The 20,082-nt window shown below is 74.5% G+C and carries 10 protein-coding genes; 6 read left to right on the top strand and 4 right to left on the bottom strand.

Features of this window, described 5'->3' with window-relative positions:
* The first annotated feature begins 442 nt into the window (after positions 1 to 442).
* The 3 genes from AKI01S_RS35020 to AKI01S_RS35010 all read left to right on the top strand — a co-directional run bounded on the left by AKI01S_RS35020 (position 443) and on the right by AKI01S_RS35010 (position 6,016).
* Positions 443 to 2,245: a fatty acyl-AMP ligase gene (locus AKI01S_RS35020; RefSeq protein WP_067827668.1), complete on the top strand. Its 1,803-nt coding sequence runs from the start codon at positions 443 to 445 to the stop codon at positions 2,243 to 2,245.
* A 77-nt stretch (positions 2,246 to 2,322) separates the two neighbouring features.
* The gene (locus tag AKI01S_RS35015) at positions 2,323 to 4,998 is read left to right on the top strand and encodes an MMPL family transporter (protein WP_067827665.1); all 2,676 of its coding nucleotides are present in this window, start codon (positions 2,323 to 2,325) and stop codon (positions 4,996 to 4,998) included.
* Positions 4,988 to 6,016: an alpha/beta hydrolase gene (locus AKI01S_RS35010; RefSeq protein WP_067827662.1), complete on the top strand. Its 1,029-nt coding sequence runs from the start codon at positions 4,988 to 4,990 to the stop codon at positions 6,014 to 6,016. The genes AKI01S_RS35015 and AKI01S_RS35010 overlap by 11 nt, the downstream gene beginning before the upstream one ends.
* A 48-nt stretch (positions 6,017 to 6,064) precedes the next feature.
* On the opposite strand, the gene AKI01S_RS35005 is transcribed toward AKI01S_RS35010, so the two are convergent.
* Both AKI01S_RS35005 and AKI01S_RS35000 read right to left on the bottom strand, forming a co-directional pair.
* On the bottom strand, positions 6,065 to 7,306 hold the full coding sequence (locus AKI01S_RS35005; protein WP_067827660.1) for a glycosyltransferase: 1,242 nt from the start codon (positions 7,304 to 7,306) through the stop codon (positions 6,065 to 6,067).
* 7 nt (positions 7,307 to 7,313) lie between these two features.
* Positions 7,314 to 8,915 (bottom strand): MFS transporter, encoded by a 1,602-nt coding sequence (locus AKI01S_RS35000; protein ID WP_084000554.1) that lies wholly within the window; start codon positions 8,913 to 8,915, stop codon positions 7,314 to 7,316.
* Positions 8,916 to 9,201: 286 nt separating this feature from the next.
* Here AKI01S_RS35000 and AKI01S_RS34995 point away from each other — a divergent pair, with 286 nt between their 5' ends.
* Both AKI01S_RS34995 and ccrA read left to right on the top strand, forming a co-directional pair.
* Positions 9,202 to 15,693 carry a type I polyketide synthase gene (locus AKI01S_RS34995; protein WP_067827657.1) on the top strand — a complete coding sequence of 2,164 codons (6,492 nt, stop codon included), beginning with the start codon at positions 9,202 to 9,204 and terminating at the stop codon, positions 15,691 to 15,693.
* Between the two features lie 39 nt (positions 15,694 to 15,732).
* A complete protein-coding gene (gene ccrA, locus AKI01S_RS34990) occupies positions 15,733 to 17,058 on the top strand; it encodes a crotonyl-CoA carboxylase/reductase (protein WP_067827654.1) in 1,326 nt (441 codons plus the stop codon).
* A gap of 392 nt (positions 17,059 to 17,450) precedes the next feature.
* Here ccrA and AKI01S_RS34985 read toward each other — a convergent pair whose 3' ends face one another.
* Entirely contained in the window at positions 17,451 to 18,797 is a 1,347-nt protein-coding gene (locus AKI01S_RS34985; protein ID WP_067827651.1) for a sensor histidine kinase, read from the bottom strand.
* Positions 18,798 to 18,853: 56 nt separating this feature from the next.
* Between AKI01S_RS34985 and AKI01S_RS34980 the strand changes: the two genes are divergently transcribed.
* Positions 18,854 to 19,354 (top strand): hypothetical protein, encoded by a 501-nt coding sequence (locus AKI01S_RS34980; RefSeq protein WP_067827677.1) that lies wholly within the window; start codon positions 18,854 to 18,856, stop codon positions 19,352 to 19,354.
* Positions 19,355 to 19,370: 16 nt separating this feature from the next.
* Here the strand turns inward: AKI01S_RS34980 and AKI01S_RS34975 are convergent, their stop codons facing one another.
* Complete coding sequence (locus tag AKI01S_RS34975; protein ID WP_067827648.1) at positions 19,371 to 20,045, bottom strand: response regulator transcription factor; 675 nt, start codon at positions 20,043 to 20,045, stop codon at positions 19,371 to 19,373.
* Positions 20,046 to 20,082: the final 37 nt, after the last annotated feature.

Genomic DNA, 20,082 nt, shown 5'->3' with positions numbered 1-20,082 from the left:
GCCCGGCCCGCGCGGCGGCGGTCGCGTCGCGCCGCCCGCCCCGCCGGCGCCGCTGAGAGCCCGCTTCCGAACCCGCCCGCGCGGAGGGACGAGGAGCACGCCGCTCCGTCGGCCGTCACGGACTCTCCCACCCGGGACCCGCGACGGAGCTCACGCGGCGCGGGGATGACACCGCGCCGCGACGCACCGTGAAGGCATGTGTCGCGGGAGGGGACACCGGTCACGGGCTTGTCACTTCCGTGACAAAGGCCGAGGTGGCTAATGTGCGCGTGGGGCGGTTCCGCCACCTGGCTACCTTCCGGTAGCTTCACGCTGCACGATCATCGCCGGTGGCCGGCGGCCTCCGCGGGAGCCGTCCGGTCGGCAGCGCTCCGCCCTCGACGGCGCGGTCCCCGCGCGACCCCCGCACGGTGCCGCCCGCCCGATCCCCCGGGAGACAGAGATGGCTCTGGGCTCGTTGCTTCCCGAACTCCAGCCCGGCGGCGCCGGCCGCGTTCCGCTGATCGAGCGCGTCGCGCGGTGGGCGGTGGAGAAGCCGGACGCGCCGGCGTGGACGTTCGTGGACTACTCGCTGGACCCGGGCGGCGTGAAGATCACGTTGACCTGGGCCGAGGCCGCGCGCCGCGCCCGCGCCATGGCGGCCCGGCTCCGCCAGGTCGCCGGGCCCGGCGACCGCGCCGCGCTGCTGCTGCCGCAGACGCTCGACTACATGATGACGATGCTCGGCGCGATGCACGCGCACGTGGTGGCGGTGCCGCTGTTCTCGCCGGACCTGCCGGGCCACGCCGACCGGCTGATCGGGGCCTACGCCGACTCCGAGCCGGCCGTCGTCGTCACCTGCCGGAGCTCGCTGCCGCACGTGGAGAAGTTCCTGGCCGACCACGACGTGCCGCGGCCCAGGGAGATCGTGTTCGCCGAGGAGGTGGACCCGGCGCTGGCCGACACCTGGACGGACGAGCCGATCGGCTTCGACGACCTGGCGTACCTCCAGTACACCTCCGGCTCCACCCGCCGCCCCGCCGGGGTCGAGATCACCCACGGGAACGTCACCGCCAACGCCGCGCAGCTGTGGGCGGGCTGGGCCCCCGACGGGCCGACCCCCGAGCTGGTGAGCTGGCTGCCGCTGTTCCACGACATGGGGCTGATCGCGGCGATGGCGCTGCCGCTGTACGGCGGGGACCACGCCATCTACACCGACCCGGTGTCGTTCGTGATGAACCCGCTGCGCTGGCTGGAGCTGATCGCCGAGCGGCCGGGCCGGAACGTCTACACCGCCGGGCCGAACTTCTCCTACGAGTACGCCGCGTCGGTGGTGACGCCGGAGAAGCTCGCCGAGCTGGACCTGTCGGGCCTGGTGACCTGCCTGAACGGGGCCGAGCCGATCCGCCCCTCGACGCTGGAGACGTTCGCCGCGGCGTTCGCGCCCGCCGGGCTGCGGCCGGGCGCGCAGGCCCCCGGCTACGGGCTGGCCGAGGCGACGGTGTTCGTGTCGGCCGCCGCCGACGACACCCCGCCCAAGGTCATCGAGGTGGACCGCGACGCCCTCACCCAGGGGCGGGTCGTGCTCGCCGACCCCGCGGCGGACGGCGAGCGGGTCAGCGCGCTCGTCTCGTGCGGCCGCCCCGTCGGGCAGATCGTCGCGATCGTCGACCCCGAGACGCGGACCGAGCGGCCGGACGGCGAGGTCGGCGAGATCTGGGTGCACGGCCCCAACACCGCCCCCGGCTACTGGCGCAACTCCGAGCGCAGCCAGGACACCTTCGGCGGCGAGCTGGCCGAGCCCGGCGACCTGCCCGCCGGGCCCTGGATGAGGACCGGCGACTACGGCGCCGTCCACGAGGGCGAGCTGTACGTCACCGGCCGCATCAAGGACCTGATCATCGTGGACGGCCGCAACCACTACCCGCAGGACATCGAGGTCACCACGCAGGAGGCGCATCCGGCGGTCCGGCCCGACCACGTCGCGGCGTTCGCGGTGCAGGGGGAGGAGACCGAGCTGCTGGTCGTGGTCGCCGAGCGCAACCGGCGCGTCCCCCTCGCCCGGCTGGACCCGGCCGAGGTCGAGACGGCGGTGCGCGGCGCGATCAACGTCGAGCACGAGATGAGCGTGCACGAGTTCCTGCTGATCGAGCCGGGCGGGGTGTCGCGCACCTCCAGCGGCAAGATCGCCCGCGCCGCGACCCGGCAGCGCTACCTGGACGGCGCGCTGCCGACCACCCGGGCGCGGCTCGACGCGCGGGGGTGACGCCGCGCAGGTGACACCGGACGCTCGTTCGGCGGCCGGAACGGACGCGTTCCGGCCGCCCGGCACACAGGAGGATCATGCTCGCGGGGCTGGGCCGCCTCATCCACCGACGGCGCTGGACCTGTCTCGTCCTGATCCTGCTGTGCACGGTCCTGGCGGGCGGCTGGGGCCTCGGCGTGTTCGGCAAGTTCAAGCAGGGCGGCTTCGAGGACCCCGACGCGTCCTCCACCACGGTCGCCAAGCTCGGCGCGACCTACTTCGGCAGCACCAACCCCGACGTGCTGGTGCTGTACCGCAGCCCCACGATGACCGTGGACGACCCGCGCTACCAGGCGGCGGTGGTCACCACGGTGGCGCGGCTGCCGAAGGAGCAGGTCGCCGAGCTGTTCTCGTACTGGTCGCTCGACGCCCGGGACGCCGCGCCGTTCACCTCGCACGACCGGCGCTCGACGTTCGTGTCGGTGAAGCTGGCGGGCAAGGACGACGCCGCCAAGACCGCCAACTACCACCTCATCAAGGACCGGCTGGCCGCGCCCGGCCTGGAGACCCGGCTCGGCGGGGCCTACCCGCTGGGCATCGAGTTCGGCGAGCAGGTCGTCGCCGACATCGTCCGCGCCGAGCTGATCACCGCGGTGCCGCTGCTGGTGCTGCTGGTGGCGCTGTTCGGCGCGCTGACGGCGTCGGTGCTGCCGATGGTGGTCGCGCTGTTCTCCATCGTCGGCGGCCTCGCGGTGCTGCACCTGGTCACCTACGTGACCGACGTGACGGCGTTCGCGCTGGAGGTCGTCACCATGATGGGCGTCGGCCTGGCGATCGACTACTCGCTGTTCGTCGTGAGCCGCTTCCGCGAGGAGCTGCGGCGCGGGATGGCCGCGCGCGGCATCGACCCTGGAAAACCCTGGAAGGCCGAGCGGGGCCGGGCGGCGCGCAGGGCGGCCCGGCGCGCCCACCGCGAGGCGTTGCAGCCGGCCCAGCGGGACGCGGTCGTCACCACGATGCTCACCGCCGGACGCACGATCATGGTGTCGGGCGTGACGGTGTCGGCGGCGCTGGGCGGGCTGCTGCTGTTCCCGCAGATGTTCCTGCGCACGATCGGCCTGGCCGGGATCGCGACCGTCATGGTGGCGGTGTTCGGCGCGACGGTGCTGCTGCCGACGATGCTGGTGCTGCTCGGCCCGCGCGTGGAGTTCGGGCGGATGCCGTGGCGGCGGCCCACGTCCCGGCGCGCGCGGCGCGACCCCGACAGCGGGTTCTGGTTCCGGCTCGGGCAGAGCGTGATGAGGCACCCGCTGCCGTACTTCGCGGTGGTGCTGGTGATCCTGGGCGTGATGTTCGGGCCGTTCCTGAGCGTGCGGTTCGGCAGCGTCGACGCCCGCGTCCTGCCCAAGGAGAGCCCGACGCGGCAGGTCGTGGAGACGGTCAAGCGCGAGTTCCCCAACGGCTCGGCCGAACCGATCGACATCGTGCTCACCGGGCAGCTCGTCCCGCGCGACTGGCGGCCCGCCCGCAGGGGCGACAACATCCCGCCCCACCTGGAGAACTACCGCAGGGACCTGGCGCGGCTGCCCGGCGTCGTCGAGGCGAAGTTCACCGGCTACTCCGCCTCCTACGGGGGCGTGCGCGTCTCGGTCACGCACAGGTACGAGCCGATGTCCCAGCAGGCGCAGGACCTCGTCCAGACCATCCGCGGCAAGCCGGTGGACGAGAGCGGCATCCCCATGCGGATCGACGTCGGCGGCAGCACCGCGGCGCAGATGGACCTGATGGACAGCCTGCTGCGCACGCTGCCGAAGATGGCGCTGTTCGTGGGCGTGACGACGTTCGTGCTGCTGTTCATGTTCTTCGGCTCGGTCGTGCTGCCGCTCAAGGCGATCGTGATGAACGTGCTGTCGATCGGGGCGTCGTTCGGCGCGATCGTGTGGGGCTTCCAGTACGGCCATCTGGCGGACCTGCTCGACTTCACGCCGACCGGCGGCGTCGAGGCCACCTCGATGATCCTGATCCTCGCGGTGGTGTTCGGCCTGTCGATGGACTACGAGGTCTTCCTGCTGTCGCGGATCCGCGAGGAGTGGGACCGCAGCCACGACAACCGGCTGGCCGTCGCCCGCGGCATGCAGCACACCGGCGGGATCATCACCAGCGCGGCGCTGCTGTTCCTGGTGGTCATCGCGGCGTTCTCGATGGCCGGGATCACCGTCGTGAAGCTGATCGGCGTCGGCATGTTCGTCGCGGTCGTCGTGGACGCGGCGCTGGTGCGCTCCCTCCTGGTGCCCGCGACCATGCGGTTCATGGGCGGGGCCAACTGGTGGCTCCCGCGCCCCCTGGCGGGCCTGCACGCCCGGATGGACCTCCGCGAACGCGGCGATGCCCCCGCCGGGGAGCCGGCGGCCGCCCCACCGGTGACGGTCCCGCCGGCGGTCGCGCCGCCGCTGCCCGCCGAGCAGCCCTACCCGTACGCCCTGCACTGGGAGTCGACGCCCGAAACGGACGACAGGATCACCCGCGAAAGTCGTCCAGAAGTGGCCGCCGCGCCCCTTCCCCCGCCCGATCCGGGCCCCGACCACCCACCCACCTGGGCCGATCCCGTCCCGCCGCCCCCGCCCGCCCCGCCCCCCGGGCCGTGGCGGCCGTGGGCGAACGGACAACCCCAACCCCAACCCACAAGCACCAGCCGTACCAGACGTGAGATAGTTCCCAATCCAGATGGTTCGGGCTGGCGCTGGAGGACCGTGGAGGAGAACGATGTCAACTGAGTCACGCCGCCGGTTCGCACGGCGGACGGCGGCCGTCACGGCCGCCGCGGTCGCCGGGGCGGGCGTGCTCCCGCTGAGCGTGGCCCCGGCGCAGGCCGCGAGCTTCAGGAAGGCCGACTCCGGCGCGAAGATCGTCAGCTACAAGTGGCTGAACAAGGGCAAGACCTCCTTCGACTTCACGGTGCAGTCGCCCTCCCTCGGCGGCGCGAAGGAGAACGTGCGTGTCCTGCTGCCCAAGGGCTGGAAGTTCGGCTCCAAGAAGACCTGGCCGGTCGTGTACGCCCTCCACGGCGGCAACGACCGCTACATCTCCTGGACCCGCAGCACCGACATCGAGCAGGTCGCCCGCAGGTGGGGCGTCATCGTCGTGATGCCCGAGGGCCGCAACGGCTCGTACACCAACTGGTTCAACGGCGGCAAGGGCGGCACCCCCAAGTGGGAGGACTTCCACGTCCAGGAGGTCCGCCAGCTGATGGAGCGCAACTACGGTGCGGGCGGCTCCCGCGCCGTCATGGGCCTGTCCTCCGGCGGCCAGGGGGCCTGCACCTACGCGGGACGCCACCCGGGCATGTTCCGGCACGCGTCCTGCTTCAGCGGCGTGCTGTCGATGAGCCACCCGGGCATCCCCACGCTGCTCATGTACACCAACATGCGCAGCGGCCAGGACCCCTACAACATCTGGGGCGTGCCCTGGATCCACAAGGCCAACTGGGACGCCCACGACCCGATCAAGCTCCTGCCCCGCATGCGCGGCACGAAGCTGTACGTCTCCTCGGGCACCACGGGTGAGGCCGGCCCGTTCGACAAGCCCGGCAAGGCCCCGTGGGACATCGGCTACCTGAGCGAGCGCGCCATCGGCCCGACGGTGAAGGCGTTCGTCGAGGAGGCCAAGCGCCAGAAGGTCTCCGTCACGTCCCACATCTACGGTCCGGGCAGCCACTCCTGGCCGTACTGGCAGCGTGAGATGCACACCGCCTGGCCCCAGATCATGAAGACCCTGGGCGCCAAGCGCGTCTGACCCACCCCCCGACGCCCCGGCCCGCCACGCGGGCCGGGGCGTCGGCGCTCAGCGGAGGGTGTCCAGGACCTCGGCGGCGCGGGCCACGCCGTCCTCGGCGTGGAGGCGGTCGCTCACGGCGCGGGCGCCGTCGGCGAGCCCCGCGTCGTTCGTCGCCCGGCGGACGCGGGCCGCCAGCAGCGGGACGGTCAGCTTCCGGAACGGCAGCGGCTCCGGCCCCGCCCCCAGCGCGTGGACGCGGTCGCCCCAGTACGGCTGGTCCCCGAAGAACGGGCAGACGACCGTCGGGACGCCCGCGCGCAGGCCCGCCGCCGTCGTGCCCGCCCCGCCGTGGTGCACCACCGCCGCCATGCGCGGGAACAGCCACGAGTGCGGGACGTCGTTCACCGCCAGGACGTCGTCGTCGGACGTCGCCGGGTCGCCCTGGACGACGCCCCGGACGCCCGCCGCGCGGAGCGCCGCGCGGACCGTCCGGTCCGTGCCGCGGGCGTCCCGGGGGACCATGCTGCCGAAGCCCACGTACACCGGGGGCGGCCCGGCCTCCAGGAACGCCGCCAGGCCGTCCGGCGGCTCCCAGCCGGGCTCGTCCAGGAACCAGTAGCCGGTCAGGTTGACGTTCGAACCCCAGTCGCGCGGGCGGGGGACCACCGCCTCGCTGAAGCACGCCAGGACCGGGCCGGTGCGCTGGACCTCGCGCGCCAGGCCGCGGAGGGGGGCCCGGCGCAGCCCCAGCGGGCCGGTCCGCCACGGGTTGAGGAACGGGCGGGAGAGCTGCCAGGTGAGCTGTTCCACGGCGGCGTAGGTCGCGCGGTTCGCCCAGGGGCCCAGCGCGGGGATCCGGGGGACGAACGGGTGCGGGAACGCCCCCGTCGGCTGGCTCGGCTGGAAGTGGATCAGCGCCCAGGGCACGCCCAGGTGCTCGCCGATGTGCACGGGCAGCAGGCCCAGCGTGGGGCCGAGGATCAGGTCGGCGCCCTTGCACGCGTCCAGGCACTCGGCCAGCAGGCGTTCGGCCAGCGGCCCCAGGATGCGCCGGAAGCCCGTCAGGAACCGCACCGGGTTCCGGCCGCTGGACAGCAGCCGCTGCCCCTCGGGGGAGTTCATGATCTCGGCCGGGTCGGCGGTCAGGGGGGCCAGCTCCAGGCCCGCCCGGTGCGCCAGCGGGGCGTAGCGCGCGCTCGCCACCAGCCGCACCCGGTCGCCGCGCTCGCGCAGCGCGCGTCCCAGCGCCGCGCACGGCTGGATGTCGCCGCGCGAACCGGCGGCGAAGATCACGATCGTACGGGTCATGGGCACCTCACCAGGCGTCGTGACGGGGGGCGGGCCGCGGGGACGCGGGCGGGGCGTCCTCGGGCACGTAGGGGCGGTACCAGCCCTTCGGCGGCGGGGGCGGCCACTGCTCGCGCACCACCGGCAGGCCGTTCCAGGGAGTGACGCGCGGCGCGGCGAGCGCCGTTCCGGAGGCGCGCGGCGCGGCGGGGGCGAGGTCCGGGACGGGGCGCCGCCGGTTGTGCTTGGGACCGGACCAGCCGTTCCGGCTGGGCAGCGTCACCCCGCTGATCACACCCCCGACCAGTACCAGCGCCGCCCCCAGCAGCAGCCCGGCCGCCGTGCCGCCGCGGAAGGTCTCCAGCTCCGCCGCCGACGCGCCCGGACCGGGGATGTCGTGGATCAGCAGGCCGACGATCGCGATGCCGAACGCCCCCGACGCCTCCCGGATCACGTTCATGATCCCGCTGGCGACGCCCGTCTGGTCCTCGGGCACGGCCTTCAGCACGTACATCACGATCGGCATGCACAGCGCGGCCCCGAGCCCGACGACCAGCACGCCCGGCATCAGGTCCAGGAAGCCGTCGTCCCGCCGGAGCTGGGAGAACAGCGCCATGCCGCCCGCCATCAGCGCCATCCCGCCGCCGATGGTGAGCCGGGGCCCGAACGCGGCGGCGGCCCAGAACGCGACCGGCGTCACCGCCATCACCACGATCGCCGACGGCAGCAGCACCAGGCCCGCCTTGCCCGGGTTGAACATCAGGAACGTCTGCAGGAACGTCGCCGCGTAGAAGACCATCCCGTTGAAGCCGATGCCGTGCAGCATCTGCGTCGCCAGCCCGCCGGTGAACACCCGGTTGCGGAAGAACCGCAGGCTGATCATGGGGTCGGGGGCCCAGGACTCCACCAGCACGAAGCACACCAGGGCGATCCCGGCCAGCGCGAACACCGCCAGCACCGGCGGGTCGGTCCACCGGCCGTGCCCGGCCTCCAGCGCGTAGATCAGCGCGAACAGGAACGTCGCCGAGATCAGCGCGCCGGGCAGGTCCACCCGGGCCGAGCGGTTCTCGCTGTGGCCGGTCAGCACCGCCAGGCCGAGCGCGATGACGCCGATCCCGACCGGGATGTTGATCAGGAAGATCCAGCCCCAGTGCCAGTGCTCGACGATCACGCCGCCGATGGCGGGGCCGAGCGCGGTCGCGCCGCCCGCCGCGATGATCCAGACGATGGAGCCCAGCGACCGTTCCCGGTCGGTCCGCCCCACGTTGGTCATGACGCTGGTGGAGGGCAGCGCCATCGCCGCGCCCGCGCCCTGCACGATCCGGCCGAGGATCAGGACCGACTCCTCGCCCGCCAGGCCGCACACCGCCGACGCCGCCGTGAACACCGTCATCCCGGTGACGAACATGACGCGGCAGCCGTAGATGTCGGTGAGCCGCCCGCCGGCGATCAGCAGGCAGGAGAACATCAGGATGTACCCCATGCCGACCCATTCCTGCGCGCTCTTGGACATGCCGAGATCGCTCTTGATCTTCGGCAGCGCGTTGGCGACCACCGTGTTGTCCATGGTGATCATGAATGCGGCGATGGCGACCACGGCCAGCGCCCAGCGGAATCGGCCCCGGGTCAAGTGCTCCTGCGCGGCGGCGTCCCGAACGGGGAATTCCGCCGCTTCCCCCTATAGACGTGAGGTAATCCTGTTACGGTTCGTCGACGTCCCGTCACCCGTCTCCTTGTGCGCTCCGGGCGTCCCGACTATCCCATCAGGCCACATTGGCCGCCACGGAGTCTTGTCATCACCGTGACAAGTGGCGCCCGAGAAAAGTGGTCTGGATGCGCATCGTGAGACGGGCGAAATGGGACATTGTGGGCTCTCGCCTCTGAACGATCCCAGTGTCATTGGGGGACCCCCGCGCATGCAGACCAGCAACGATCGTTCCGGAAGCGCGCAGGTTCGACCGCGGATCACCGAGGATTCGCTTCGCCGGCACCTGATCGAGCAGATCGCGCGCCGTTCCCGGATTCCGGCCGCCGACGTCGACGCCGACCGCCCGCTGGAGGAGTTCGGCCTGGCCTCCCGCGACGCGGTGGCCATCGCCGGAGAGCTGGAGCAGACGCTCGGCCGTTCCCTGCCCGCGACGCTGGTCTGGGAGCACCCCACCATCAACCGGCTGTCGGCCGCGCTGGCGTCCGGCGCGGACCTGACGCCCGCGCCCGGCTCCGCCCCGGCGCCCGCTCCGGCGTCCGTTCCGGCCCGGCCGGACGAGCCCATCGCCGTCGTCGGCATCGGCTGCCGCTTCCCCGGCGGCGAACGCGACCTGACCACCCCGGCCGACTACTGGCGTTTCCTGACCGGCCGGGGCGACGCGATCCGCGAGGTCCCGCCGGACCGCTGGGCGCCGTTCGACGACGGCTCGCCCGAGACCCGCGACCGGCTGGACGCCACCACGCGGCTCGGCGGCTTCCTGGACGACGTCGCCGCGTTCGACGCCCGGTTCTTCGGCATCACCCCGCGCGAGGCCGCCGTCATGGACCCGCAGCAGCGGCTGGTCCTGGAGGTGGCGTGGGAGGCGTTCGAGCACGCTGGCATCGGCCCGGCTTCGCTGCGCGGCAGCAGGACCGGCGTGTTCGTGGGCGTGTCGGCGCCCGAGTACGCGGCGTTCACCGCCTCCGACCCGGCCGCGCTGGAGCCGTTCACCGCGACCGGCGCGGCGCTGAGCGTCATCGCGGGCCGCCTGTCGTACCTGCTGGACCTGCGCGGCCCCAGCATGATCGTGGACACGGCGTGCTCGTCGTCGCTGGTCTCCACCCACCTGGCGGTCCGGGCGCTGCGCGACGGCGAGGCCGACGTCGCGCTGGCGGCGGGCGTGAACCTGCTGCTGTCGCCGACCGTCACGATGACGTTCGACATGGCCGGGGGCACGGCCGCCGACGGGCGCTGCAAGGCGTTCGACGCCTCCGCCGACGGCATGGTCCGCGCGGAGGGCTGCGGCGCGGTCGTGCTGAAGCGCCTGTCGGACGCGCGCCGCGACGGCGACCGCGTCCTGGCGCTGGTCCGCGGCACGGCCGTCAACAGCGACGGCCGCTCCAACGGCCTGGTCGCCCCCAACTCCGACGCCCAGCGCGCCCTGCTCCGCGACGCGTACGCCGCCGCCGGGATCGACACCCGTGAGGTGGACTACCTGGAGGCGCACGGCACCGGCACGTTCCTCGGCGACCCGATCGAGGCCAGGGCCGCCGGCGAGGTGCTCGGCGCGGGCCGCGACGCCGGCGCGCCGCTGCTGGTCGGCTCCGCCAAGTCCAACCTCGGCCACCTGGAGGCGGCGGCGGGCGTCGCCGGGCTCATCAAGACCGTCCTGGCGCTGCACCACGGGGTCATCCCGCCGTCGGCGCACTTCAAGGAGCCCAACCCGCACATCCCGTTCGACGACCTGCGGCTGCGGGTCGTCGCGGAGGAGACCCCCTGGCCCGAACGCGGCCGTCCCGCCCGCGCGGGCGTCTCCGGCTTCGGCTTCGGCGGCACCAACGCCCACGTCATCCTCGAACAGGCCCCCGCGCCGGAGACCGCGCGGACCCCGGCGGCGATCCGCGCGTTCCCGCTGTCGGACACCACCGCCGACCGGATCCGCGCGCACGCGCGGGTGCTGGCCGACTGGCTCCCGGACGACGCCCGGCTCGCCGACCTCGCCCGCACCCTGCACCGGCGCGGCGGGCGCGGCCGGGCGCGCGCCGCCGTCGTCGCCCGCGACCGCGCGGGCCTGCTCGACGGCCTCACCGCGCTCGCCGAGGGACGCCCCCACCCGGCCGTGGTGTCGGGGACGGCGGTCGGCGTGCCCGGCCGCCCCGTCTGGGTGTTCTCCGGCTACGGCGCGCAGCGCCCCGGCATGGCCACGCGGCTGCTGGAGGAGGAGCCCGCGTTCGCCGAGGCCATCGACGACCTCGACGCGCTGTTCGCCGAGGAGGGCGGCCCCGAGCTGTGGCGGCTGCTGGAGGAGGGCGGGAAGCTGACCGGCGGGCCCGCCGAGGTCATGCCGGTGCTGTTCGCCGTCCAGATCGGCCTGGCGCGGATGTGGCGGTCCTACGGCGTCACGCCCGGCGCGGTGATCGGCCACTCGATGGGCGAGGTCGCCGCCGCCGTCGTCGCGGGCGCGCTCACCCTCCAGGACGGCGTGAAGGTCATCTGCCGCCGCTCGGCGCTGCTGACGCGGCTGGTCGGGGGCGGTGCGATGGCCGTGCTCGGCGCGTCCGCGCAGGACGTGCGGCGCCTGGCCCACGACCTGCCGCAGGTGTACGCGGCGGTCCACTCCTCGCCCCGGCAGACCGTCGTCACCGGCGACGCCGACCAGGTCGCGGAGGTCGTCCGGCGCGCCGAGGCCGAGGGCCGCCTCGCCCGCATGGTGCAGGCCGAGGGCGCGGGCCACTCGCCGCAGGTCGACCCGCTCCTGCCGGAGCTGCGCGAACGGCTCGCCGACGTCGGCCTCGAACGCGGCACCCCCCTCGCCGACGGCATCCGCCTCTACACCACCGCCCTCGACGACCCGCGCGCCCTCGACGACGACGCCCTTCTGGACGCCGGCTACTGGGCGCGCAACCTGCGCAACCCGGTGCGCCTCACCGACGCGGTCGCGGCCGCCGCCGACGACGGGCACCGCACGTTCATCGAGATCAACGCGCACCCGATCCTCGCCCACGCGGTCGGCGAGACCCTCGACGGCGTCGGCGCGCTGGTCACCCACACGCTCAAGCGCGCGCCCAAGGGCCAGGAAACCGACGACGCGCTGACGTTCCACGCCCAGCTCGCCGCGCTCGCCGCGCACGGCCACGCCGTCGCGGACCCGGAGGACGGCGCCGTCATCGACGTCCCGCAGTCGCCCTGGCAGCACGAGCACCACTGGGCGGACCTCACCCGCCGCGCCACCGGCCGCGACGAGCACCCCCTGCTCGGCGCGCACGTCGAGCTGCCCGGCGAGGACCGCCACGCCTGGCGCGCCGACGTCGGCACCGCCGCGCTGCCCTGGCGGCCGCGCGTGCACGGCCTGCCGGTGCTGCCGGTCGCGGCGCTCGCGGAGATGGCGCTGGCGGCGGGCGCGGAGGCCCTCGGCGGGGACGCCGGCGTCACCGGCCTGTGGATCGAACGCCCCCTCGCGCTCGCCGAGCACACCACCGTCACCACCACGTTCACCGAGGCCGACGGCCGCGTGGAGATCCACGCCCGCACCCCGGCGGGCACCTGGGCGCGCCTGGCCCACGCCGACGTGGGCGAGGACCCCCGGGCCCCCGCCGCCCCGCTCGACGGCCCCGCCACCGAGGTCGCGGGCGCCGAACGCGGCAGCCGTCACTACCGCGTCCACCCCGAGGTGCTGGACCGGGCGTTCGCCGTGCTCTCCGACGCCGTGCGGTCCGGCAGGGACGACGAGAGCGTGTGGCTCGCCGAGACGGTCGGCCGCCTGCGCGTCCACGGGCCGACGCACCGGGGCGGGCACGTGCGCACCCGCGTCGAGGAGACCGACGAGGGCGTCGTCGGCGCGTTCCAGATCCTCGACGGCGACGGCGCGGTCCTGGTGGACGCCACCGGGATCGTCCTGCGCCGCGTCGAGCGCGCCGACGTCCCCGTCGCGCTCGCCGACAAGGCCGTCGAGCTCGTCTGGGACGAGGCCGACGCCCCCGCGCCGGTTGTGGACGCCCAGACCTGGCTGGTGGTCGCCGAGGTCGAGGACCCGTTCGCGTCCCGCGTCGTGAACCTGCTGGAGTCGCGCGGCCACGTCGCGATCGTGCAGGCCCCGTCCGCCGACCCCGACATCAACGAGACCCCCTCCCAGGTCCTGGTCGTCCCCGCCCCCGGCCTCACCGACGAGGAGCTGGTGCTGACCGTCGCCCGCGTCAGCGTCGCGACGCCGGACGGGCCGCGCCTGTGGGTGGCGACCCGCGGCGCCCTGACCGTCCGGCCCGGCGAGGCGGGCGACCCCGAGCAGGCGCACGTCCGCGCGGTCACGCGGGTGCTGGCGTTCGAACGCACCGTCCAGCGCGCCACGCTCGTGGACGCCGACCGGCCCGAGTCCCTGGTCGCCGAACTGCTCGGCGACGGCGACGCCCGCGAGGTCGCCTGGCGCGACGGCGTCCGGTACGTCGCGCGCCTCGCCCGCGCCGAGGTCCCGGAGCCGCCGAAGGCCAAGCGGATCGTCCGGCGCGGCGGCGCGTACATCATCACCGGCGGCTACGGCGGCATCGGCCTGGTCACCGCCCGGCTGCTCGCCGAGCGCGGCGCGGGCCGGATCGTGCTGTCGGGCCGCTCCGGACCGGACGCCGACGCCGAGAAGGCCATCGCGAGGCTGCGCGAGAGCGGCGTCGACGTCGGCGTGGTCCTCGGCGACGTCGCCGAACCGGAGACCGCCGAACGCCTCGTCGTCGCCGCCCGGGAGAACGGCGCGGAGCTGCGCGGCGTCGTGCACGGCGCGGGCGCGATCGACGACCGGCTCGTCACCGACCTCGGCCCGGACGACCTGCGCCGCGTGTGGTCGGCCAAGGTCGAGGGCGCGCGCCGGCTGTCCGCCGCGACCTGGGACCTCGACCTGGACTGGTTCGTGGTGCACTCCTCGGCCGCCGCGCTGCTCGGCTCGCCCGGCCAGACCGCCTACGCCGCCGCGAACGCCGCCGTCGACGCGCTGGTCGCGCACCGCCGCGCCAACGGGCGGCCCGCCCAGACCGTCAACTGGGGCACCTGGTCGCGGGTCGGCGGCGCGGCCGACCGCGGGATCGCCGTCATCGAACCGATCTCGCCGCTGGAGGGCGCCGAGGCCCTGGAGGCGATCCTCGCCTCCGGCCGCGAGGCGACCGGCGTGCTGCGCTTCGACCCGGCGACCGCCGTCGCGCTGTTCCCCGAGATCAGGCGGATGCCGTACTTCGCGGCGCTCACCGAGGCCGCCGAGGCGCAGGGGACCGACGACGCCACCGGCTGGCCCGGCATCGACGAGGTCCGGAAGCTGGACCCGGCCGCCGCGCGCCGCGCCATCGCCGCGCAGGTCCGCCACCGCATCGCCGCCGTCCTCGGCTTCGACCCGCAGCGCCTGGACCCGGCCGTCCCGCTCACCGACCTCGGCCTGGACTCCCTGGTCGCGGTGCGGATCAAGAGCGGCGTCGAGCACGACCTCGGGCTGACCGTCCCCGCGTCGGTCCTGCTCCAGGGCGCGAGCGTGAACGTCTTCGAGGCGTGGGCCGCCGAGGAGCTGGGCCTGGCCGACGCGCCCACCCCGCACGAGACCGCCGTCTCCACCGCCGCGTCCAACGCCGAGGCGGGCTACGTGATGCCGCGCGACGACGCCGAACGCCTCGCCGTCCGCGTCTTCGAGGACGTCCTCGGCCTCGACCGCGTCAGCGTCACCGCCGACTTCTTCGCCGAGCTCGGCGGCACCGACGCCCACGCCGAGCGGGTCGTCGCGCACGTCGTCGCCGAGATGGGCGGCGAGGTCACGCGCGGCGAGCTGCTGGCGACGCCGACCGCCGAGCACGTCGCCGAGTACATCCGCGCCGCCGACGAGGAGGCCGCCCGCCAGACCGTGCGCCCGCTGAAGCCGACCGGCGACCGCCGCCCGATCTTCATCGCGCACCCGGCGGGCGGCACCACCGCCTGCTACCGGCAGCTCGTCGCGCTCCTCGGCGACGACCAGCCGGTCTACGGGCTCGAACGCTTCGACGACGCCCCGCCCGTCGAGGTCCGCGCCGCCCGCTACGCCGAGCGCCTGGTCGAGGCGCAGCCCGAGGGCGCGTTCCGGCTGGGCGGCTGGTCGTTCGGCGGGGTGCTGGCCTACGAGACCGCGCGGCGGCTGCGCGCGGCGGGCCGCGAGGTCGAGTTCGTCGCGCTCTTCGACGCGGGGCTCCCGCTCCCGGTCGAGGACGAGTCCGACACCCTCGCGCGGCGCTTCGCGGCGTTCGCCGACTACATCAACGAGACGTACGGCCTGGAGGTCGCCCTCACCTACGAGGAGCTGTCCGGGCTGGACGAGGAGGCGCAGTTCGCGCTGGTGATGGAGCGGGCCGCGCCGCTGGCGGAGCTGATCCCGCCCGCGGCGCTGCACCACCAGCTCACCTCCCACCAGGACACCCGCTCCCTGGAGGCGTACGAGCCGCGGCCCTACGACGGCCGCGTGATCCTCTACCGGGCCCCCGAGGAGACCCCCTGGGCCGTCCGCGACGCCCGCTACGTGCTCGACGGGACCAACGGTTTCGGCGAGCTGTGCCCGGCCCTGGAGATCGTCACGATCCCCGGGGCGCACCACCTGAACCTGCTCGACCCGCCCGGCGTGGAGGCCCTCGCCGCGCACCTGGACGGGGAGCTGGCAGGTACCGAGGCCGCTGGTGCGACCGAGTCCGATGGACAGGGCGGCCGACCCGCAGTCACCACGGCCCGCTGACGGGCCGCCCACCGACGTCCCCCACGGAGGAGACCCCCCATGGCCCAGCCCGACGCCCTGCTCGACGCCGTCCGCAACGGAGCCGCCGGGCAGGAACTGCTGGACATCGACCTGCCCACCCGGTTCCGCGCCGCGTTCACCCGCAAGGACGAGGTGGGCATCTTCGAGGGGCAGACCGACAAGGACGTGCGGCGGTCGCTGCACGTCGGCGAGGTCGAGATGCCCGAGATCGCCCCCGACGAGTGCGTGGTCGCGGTGATGTCGGCGGCGATCAACTACAACACCGTCTGGTCGGCGATCTTCGAGCCGGTGCCGACGTTCGCGTTCCTGGAGAAGTTCGGCCGCCAGGGCTGGCACGGGGCCCGCCACGACCTGCCGTACCACATCCTGGGCTCCGACGGCTCGGGCGTGGTGGTGCGCACCGGCGCGGGCGTGCGGCACTGGAAGGTCGGCGACCGCGTCGTCATCTCCCCGGCCTACGTGGACGAGGAGGACCACGGCTCCTACGACGACGGCATGATGAGCGAGACCCAGCTCGCCTGGGGCTTCGAGACCAACTTCGGCTCGCTCGGCGAGTACTGCGTCGTCAAGGCCAACCAGCTCATCCGCAAGCCCCGGCACCTGACGTGGGAGGAGGCGGGCTCCAACACCCTGTGCGCCGCCACCGCCTACCGGATGCTGGTCGGCTCGCACGGCGCGCGCATGAAGCAGGGCGACGTCGTGCTGATCTGGGGCGCGACCGGCGGGCTCGGCTCGTTCGCCACCCAGCTGGTCAGGAACGGCGGCGGCATCCCCGTGGCCGTGGTGTCCTCGGAGGAGAAGGCCGAGATCGTCCGCGCCCAGGGCTGCGAGCACATCATCAACCGCAACGAGCTGCCGCTCGGCGAGCAGGGCCTGCGCAACCCCAAGGCGGGCCGCATCCTGGGCGAGGCGATCCGCAACCTGGTCGGCGAGGACCCCGGCATCGTCTTCGAGTACCTGGGCCGGGAGACGTTCGGCGCGTCGGTGTACGTCGCCAAGCGCGGCGGGAAGATCGTCACCTGCGGCTCCTCCACCGGTTACCGCCACGAGTACGACAACCGCTTCCTGTGGATGCGGCTGAAGAGCATCGTCGGCTCGCACGGCTTCAACTACCACGAGGCCGTGGAGACCAACCGCCTGTTCTCCCTGGGGATGCTGCACCCGACGCTGTCGGCGGTGTTCCCGCTGGACGAGGCGGGCGAGGCGACCCGCGCCGTCCAGACCAACCAGCACGTCGGCAAGGTCGCGGTCCTGTGCGGCGCGACCGGGGAGGGCCAGGGCGTCGAGGACCCGGCGATGCGCGAGCGCATCGGCGAGGAGAAGCTGAACCTGTACCGCCGCTGAGGACCGCCCGCGCCCCGGCCCCGTGACCGCCCCTCCGCCGGCACGGGGCCGGCGACCGCCGGCCGTGCCGGGAATGTGTCACATGGCGCGGCGGTTTCCGGGTCGATCATCCCCCGAGTGGCGCCTGATGCCGCTCTCGCCGGGAAAGTCATTGTCGTAGCGGATGAACGACGTCCGAAATCACGTGAATAACAAAAGCGGCTTTCCGGTCCTGCTTCTCCGGCGGCTCCTGAAGCCGGACGCGGACCGGACGGCGGCCCCGAATCCCGGGGGCGCGTGAGGGGGACGCGGGGCCGTCGCCGGGATGACCGTGACGTTACGCCGGAAGGGCCGCCCGGAACGATCTCTTCAAGAGCTCTTAAGGGTCCCCTTGGCGAACCATCAGGACCCCGTCAGGAGCGCCGCCGCGCGGACCGCCGGGACGCCCGGCGCGGCGGCGCGGGCGCGGCGGTGCGCAGCCACACCTCGATCTGCGCGCCGCCCAGCGGCGAGGTGTCCACGCGCAGCGAGCCGCCGGTGGACTCGGCGAGGCGGCGGGCGATGTCCAGCCCGAGCCCGGTGGAGCCCGCGCCGCTGGCGCCGCGCCGCAGCGCCGCCGGCGCGTCGGGGATCCCGGTCCCCGCGTCCCCGAACAGCAGGCCCGTCGAACGCTGCCCCCGGTGCACGGTCAGCGAGAACGCCGTGCCCGGCGGCGTGTGCCGGAACACGTTGCCCAGCAGCGCGTCGATCACCGCGCCGAGCTCGGCCTCCGGCACCGGGACGGGGGCGGGCCCCTCCGGCAGCGTCAGCGTCCACTCCCGTTCCTGGTCGTCGGCCAGCGCCGACCAGAACTCCATCCGCCGCCGCGCCAGGTCGGCGGCGTCGCAGCCGGAGGTGACCGGGGGAGCGTCGTCGGCGCGGCGGGAGGTCTCGATGATCCCGTCCACGGTCTCCTCCAGCCGGGTCAGCGCCTCCCGGCTCTGCGCGACCCGCCCGCCGTCGCCGGGGTTGTCGGCCAGCCCGTCGAGGTTGACGCGCAGCGCGGTGAGCGGCGTCCGCAGCCGGTGGGACAGGTCGGCGGCGGTCTCGCGTTCGGCGGCCAGCAGCCGGGCGAGCTGGTCGGCCATGTGGTTGAACGCCTCCCCGGCGGCGCGCAGCTCGGCCGGGCCGCCGGGGCGCACCCGCGCCGACAGGTCGCCGTCGGCCACCCGTGTCACGGCCCCGGCGAGCCGGTCGGCGGCCCGCACCACCCGGGTGGCGAGCCGGTCGGCCATCGCCACCGAGACCAGCACCAGCGCCAGCGCGACCAGCGCCAGGACCGTCCATGACTTGGTGACGCCCCGGGTCAGCTCCGCCTCGGGCACGTACGCCTCCAGCACCACGTGGCGGCTGCCCTCCAGCAGGACCGGCGCGAGCAGGACCGTTCCGCCGCGCGCGGGCGCGGTGGAGGACCGGCTCTGCCGCCAGGCGGTGGCCAGGTCGGCGGGCGCGGCGCGGGACGTGCCGAGGACGGTGCCGTCCGGCAGGTGCAGGGCGAGCCGCCCGGCGGCCCCGGCGGGGATGGAGCCGATCGCGTCGCGCAGCGCCGCCGGGTCGCCGGTCACCGTCAGCACGGGCACGAGGGCGGCGGTCTGCCGCTCAGCGGCGGTCAGCGCGCGCTCCCGGGACAGCTGGCCGTTCAGCAGGCCCAGCGGGATGACGAACGACAGCGCCACCATCGCGGTGACGGCCGTCGCGACCCGCGCCAGCGCACCCCTCATCGCGCACCCCTCATCGTGTTGCCCTCCTCGCCCCGACCCCGGCAATAATGCACGGCATGCGGGTGAGGGTCGGTTTCGCGGCGGTCTGGGTCGCCACCACGGCGGCGGGCGTCGCGATCAGCTGGGCCGGGGTGAGCGACGCGGTGCGCGGCGCCGCCGCGACCGGCCCCGAACCGGCCGCCGACGTCCCGGTGCTCCGGGGCCGCCCGCCCGTGCCGTCCCAGTCGCCGACCCGGTCGCCGTCGCCGTCCCCGACCGGCGCGCGGGCCTCGGTGCGGCCCTCGCCCCGCCCGGCCACCGGGACGCCGAGCCCCCGCGCCACGCCGCCGCCCGACGGGCAGGTGCGCACCTACACCGTGCGGTCCGGGCGGGTGACGCTGTCGATCGGCCGTTCCTCGGCGCGGTTCGTCTCGGCCACGCCCGACAGCGGCTTCCAGGCGAGGACGTGGAACGCGGCCGGGTGGCTGCGCGTCGACCTGACCGACGGGCGGCACGGCTCGGCGGTGTTCGCGACCTGGAACGGCCACGCGCCGGTGGTGCAGGTCTACGAGTACTGAGACCGGCGCCGGGCGGTCAGTCCCCGGGCTCGGTCAGCATGAAGCCGACGCCCCGGACCGTGTGCAGGTAGCGCGGCGCGCTGGCCTTCTCCCCGAGCTTGCGGCGCAGCCACGACAGGTGGACGTCGATGGTCTGGTCGTCGCCGTAGGGCTGCTGCCAGACCTCCGACAGCAGCTCCCGGCGGCGCACCACCCGCCCGGCGTTGCGGGCCAGGAACGCCAGCAGGTCGAACTCGCGCCGCGACAGCCGCAGCGGCGCGCCGTCCAGGCTCGCCTCACGCCGGTCCACGTCCACCAGCAGCCCGCCCACCCGCACCGTCTCCCGTTGCGGCCGCAATCGCCGCAGCCGCGCCTCGACGCGGGCGCTGAGGTGCCCGGCGGAGAACGGCTTCACCACATAGTCGTCCGCGCCCGCCCGCAGCAGCCGGATGACCTCCCGCTCGTCGTCCCGCGCCGTCGCCACGATCACCGGCACCTGGGACACGGCGCGGATCATCTTCAGCGCCTCGCCGCCGTCCAGGTCGGGCAGCCCCAGATCCAGGATCACCACGTCGGGGACGTCGGCGGTGAGCTCGCGCAGCGCGTCCAGCGCCCGGCCCGCGCTGCGCACCGCGTGCCCGAGCTCGGTCAGCTCGCGCAGCAGGGCCCGCCTGACGTGCTCGTCGTCCTCGACCAGGAGAAGGGTAGCCACAGGCGGACCCTACGACATGCCCGCTTCGTCCGGGTGC

It is taken from the genome of Actinomadura kijaniata NBRC 14229 (assembly GCF_001552175.1).
Classification (GTDB): Bacteria; Actinomycetota; Actinomycetes; order Streptosporangiales; family Streptosporangiaceae; genus Spirillospora; species Spirillospora kijaniata.
The sequence above is the reverse complement of the archived record's forward strand: the minus strand, read 5'-3'. Positions and strand labels throughout refer to the sequence as shown.

Bases quoted from the DNA above. Each gene is read 5' to 3' on its own strand.
- AKI01S_RS35020 (WP_067827668.1), top strand. From the start codon at position 443: ATGGCTCTGGGCTCGTTGCTTCCCGAACTCCAGCCCGGCGGCGCCGGC.
- AKI01S_RS35015 (WP_067827665.1), top strand. From the start codon at position 2,323: ATGCTCGCGGGGCTGGGCCGCCTCATCCACCGACGGCGCTGGACCTGT.
- AKI01S_RS35010 (WP_067827662.1), top strand. From the start codon at position 4,988: ATGTCAACTGAGTCACGCCGCCGGTTCGCACGGCGGACGGCGGCCGTC.
- AKI01S_RS35005 (WP_067827660.1), bottom strand. From the start codon at position 7,306: ATGACCCGTACGATCGTGATCTTCGCCGCCGGTTCGCGCGGCGACATC.
- AKI01S_RS34995 (WP_067827657.1), top strand. From the start codon at position 9,202: ATGCAGACCAGCAACGATCGTTCCGGAAGCGCGCAGGTTCGACCGCGG.
- ccrA (WP_067827654.1), top strand. From the start codon at position 15,733: ATGGCCCAGCCCGACGCCCTGCTCGACGCCGTCCGCAACGGAGCCGCC.
- AKI01S_RS34985 (WP_067827651.1), bottom strand. From the start codon at position 18,797: ATGAGGGGTGCGCTGGCGCGGGTCGCGACGGCCGTCACCGCGATGGTG.
- AKI01S_RS34980 (WP_067827677.1), top strand. From the start codon at position 18,854: ATGCGGGTGAGGGTCGGTTTCGCGGCGGTCTGGGTCGCCACCACGGCG.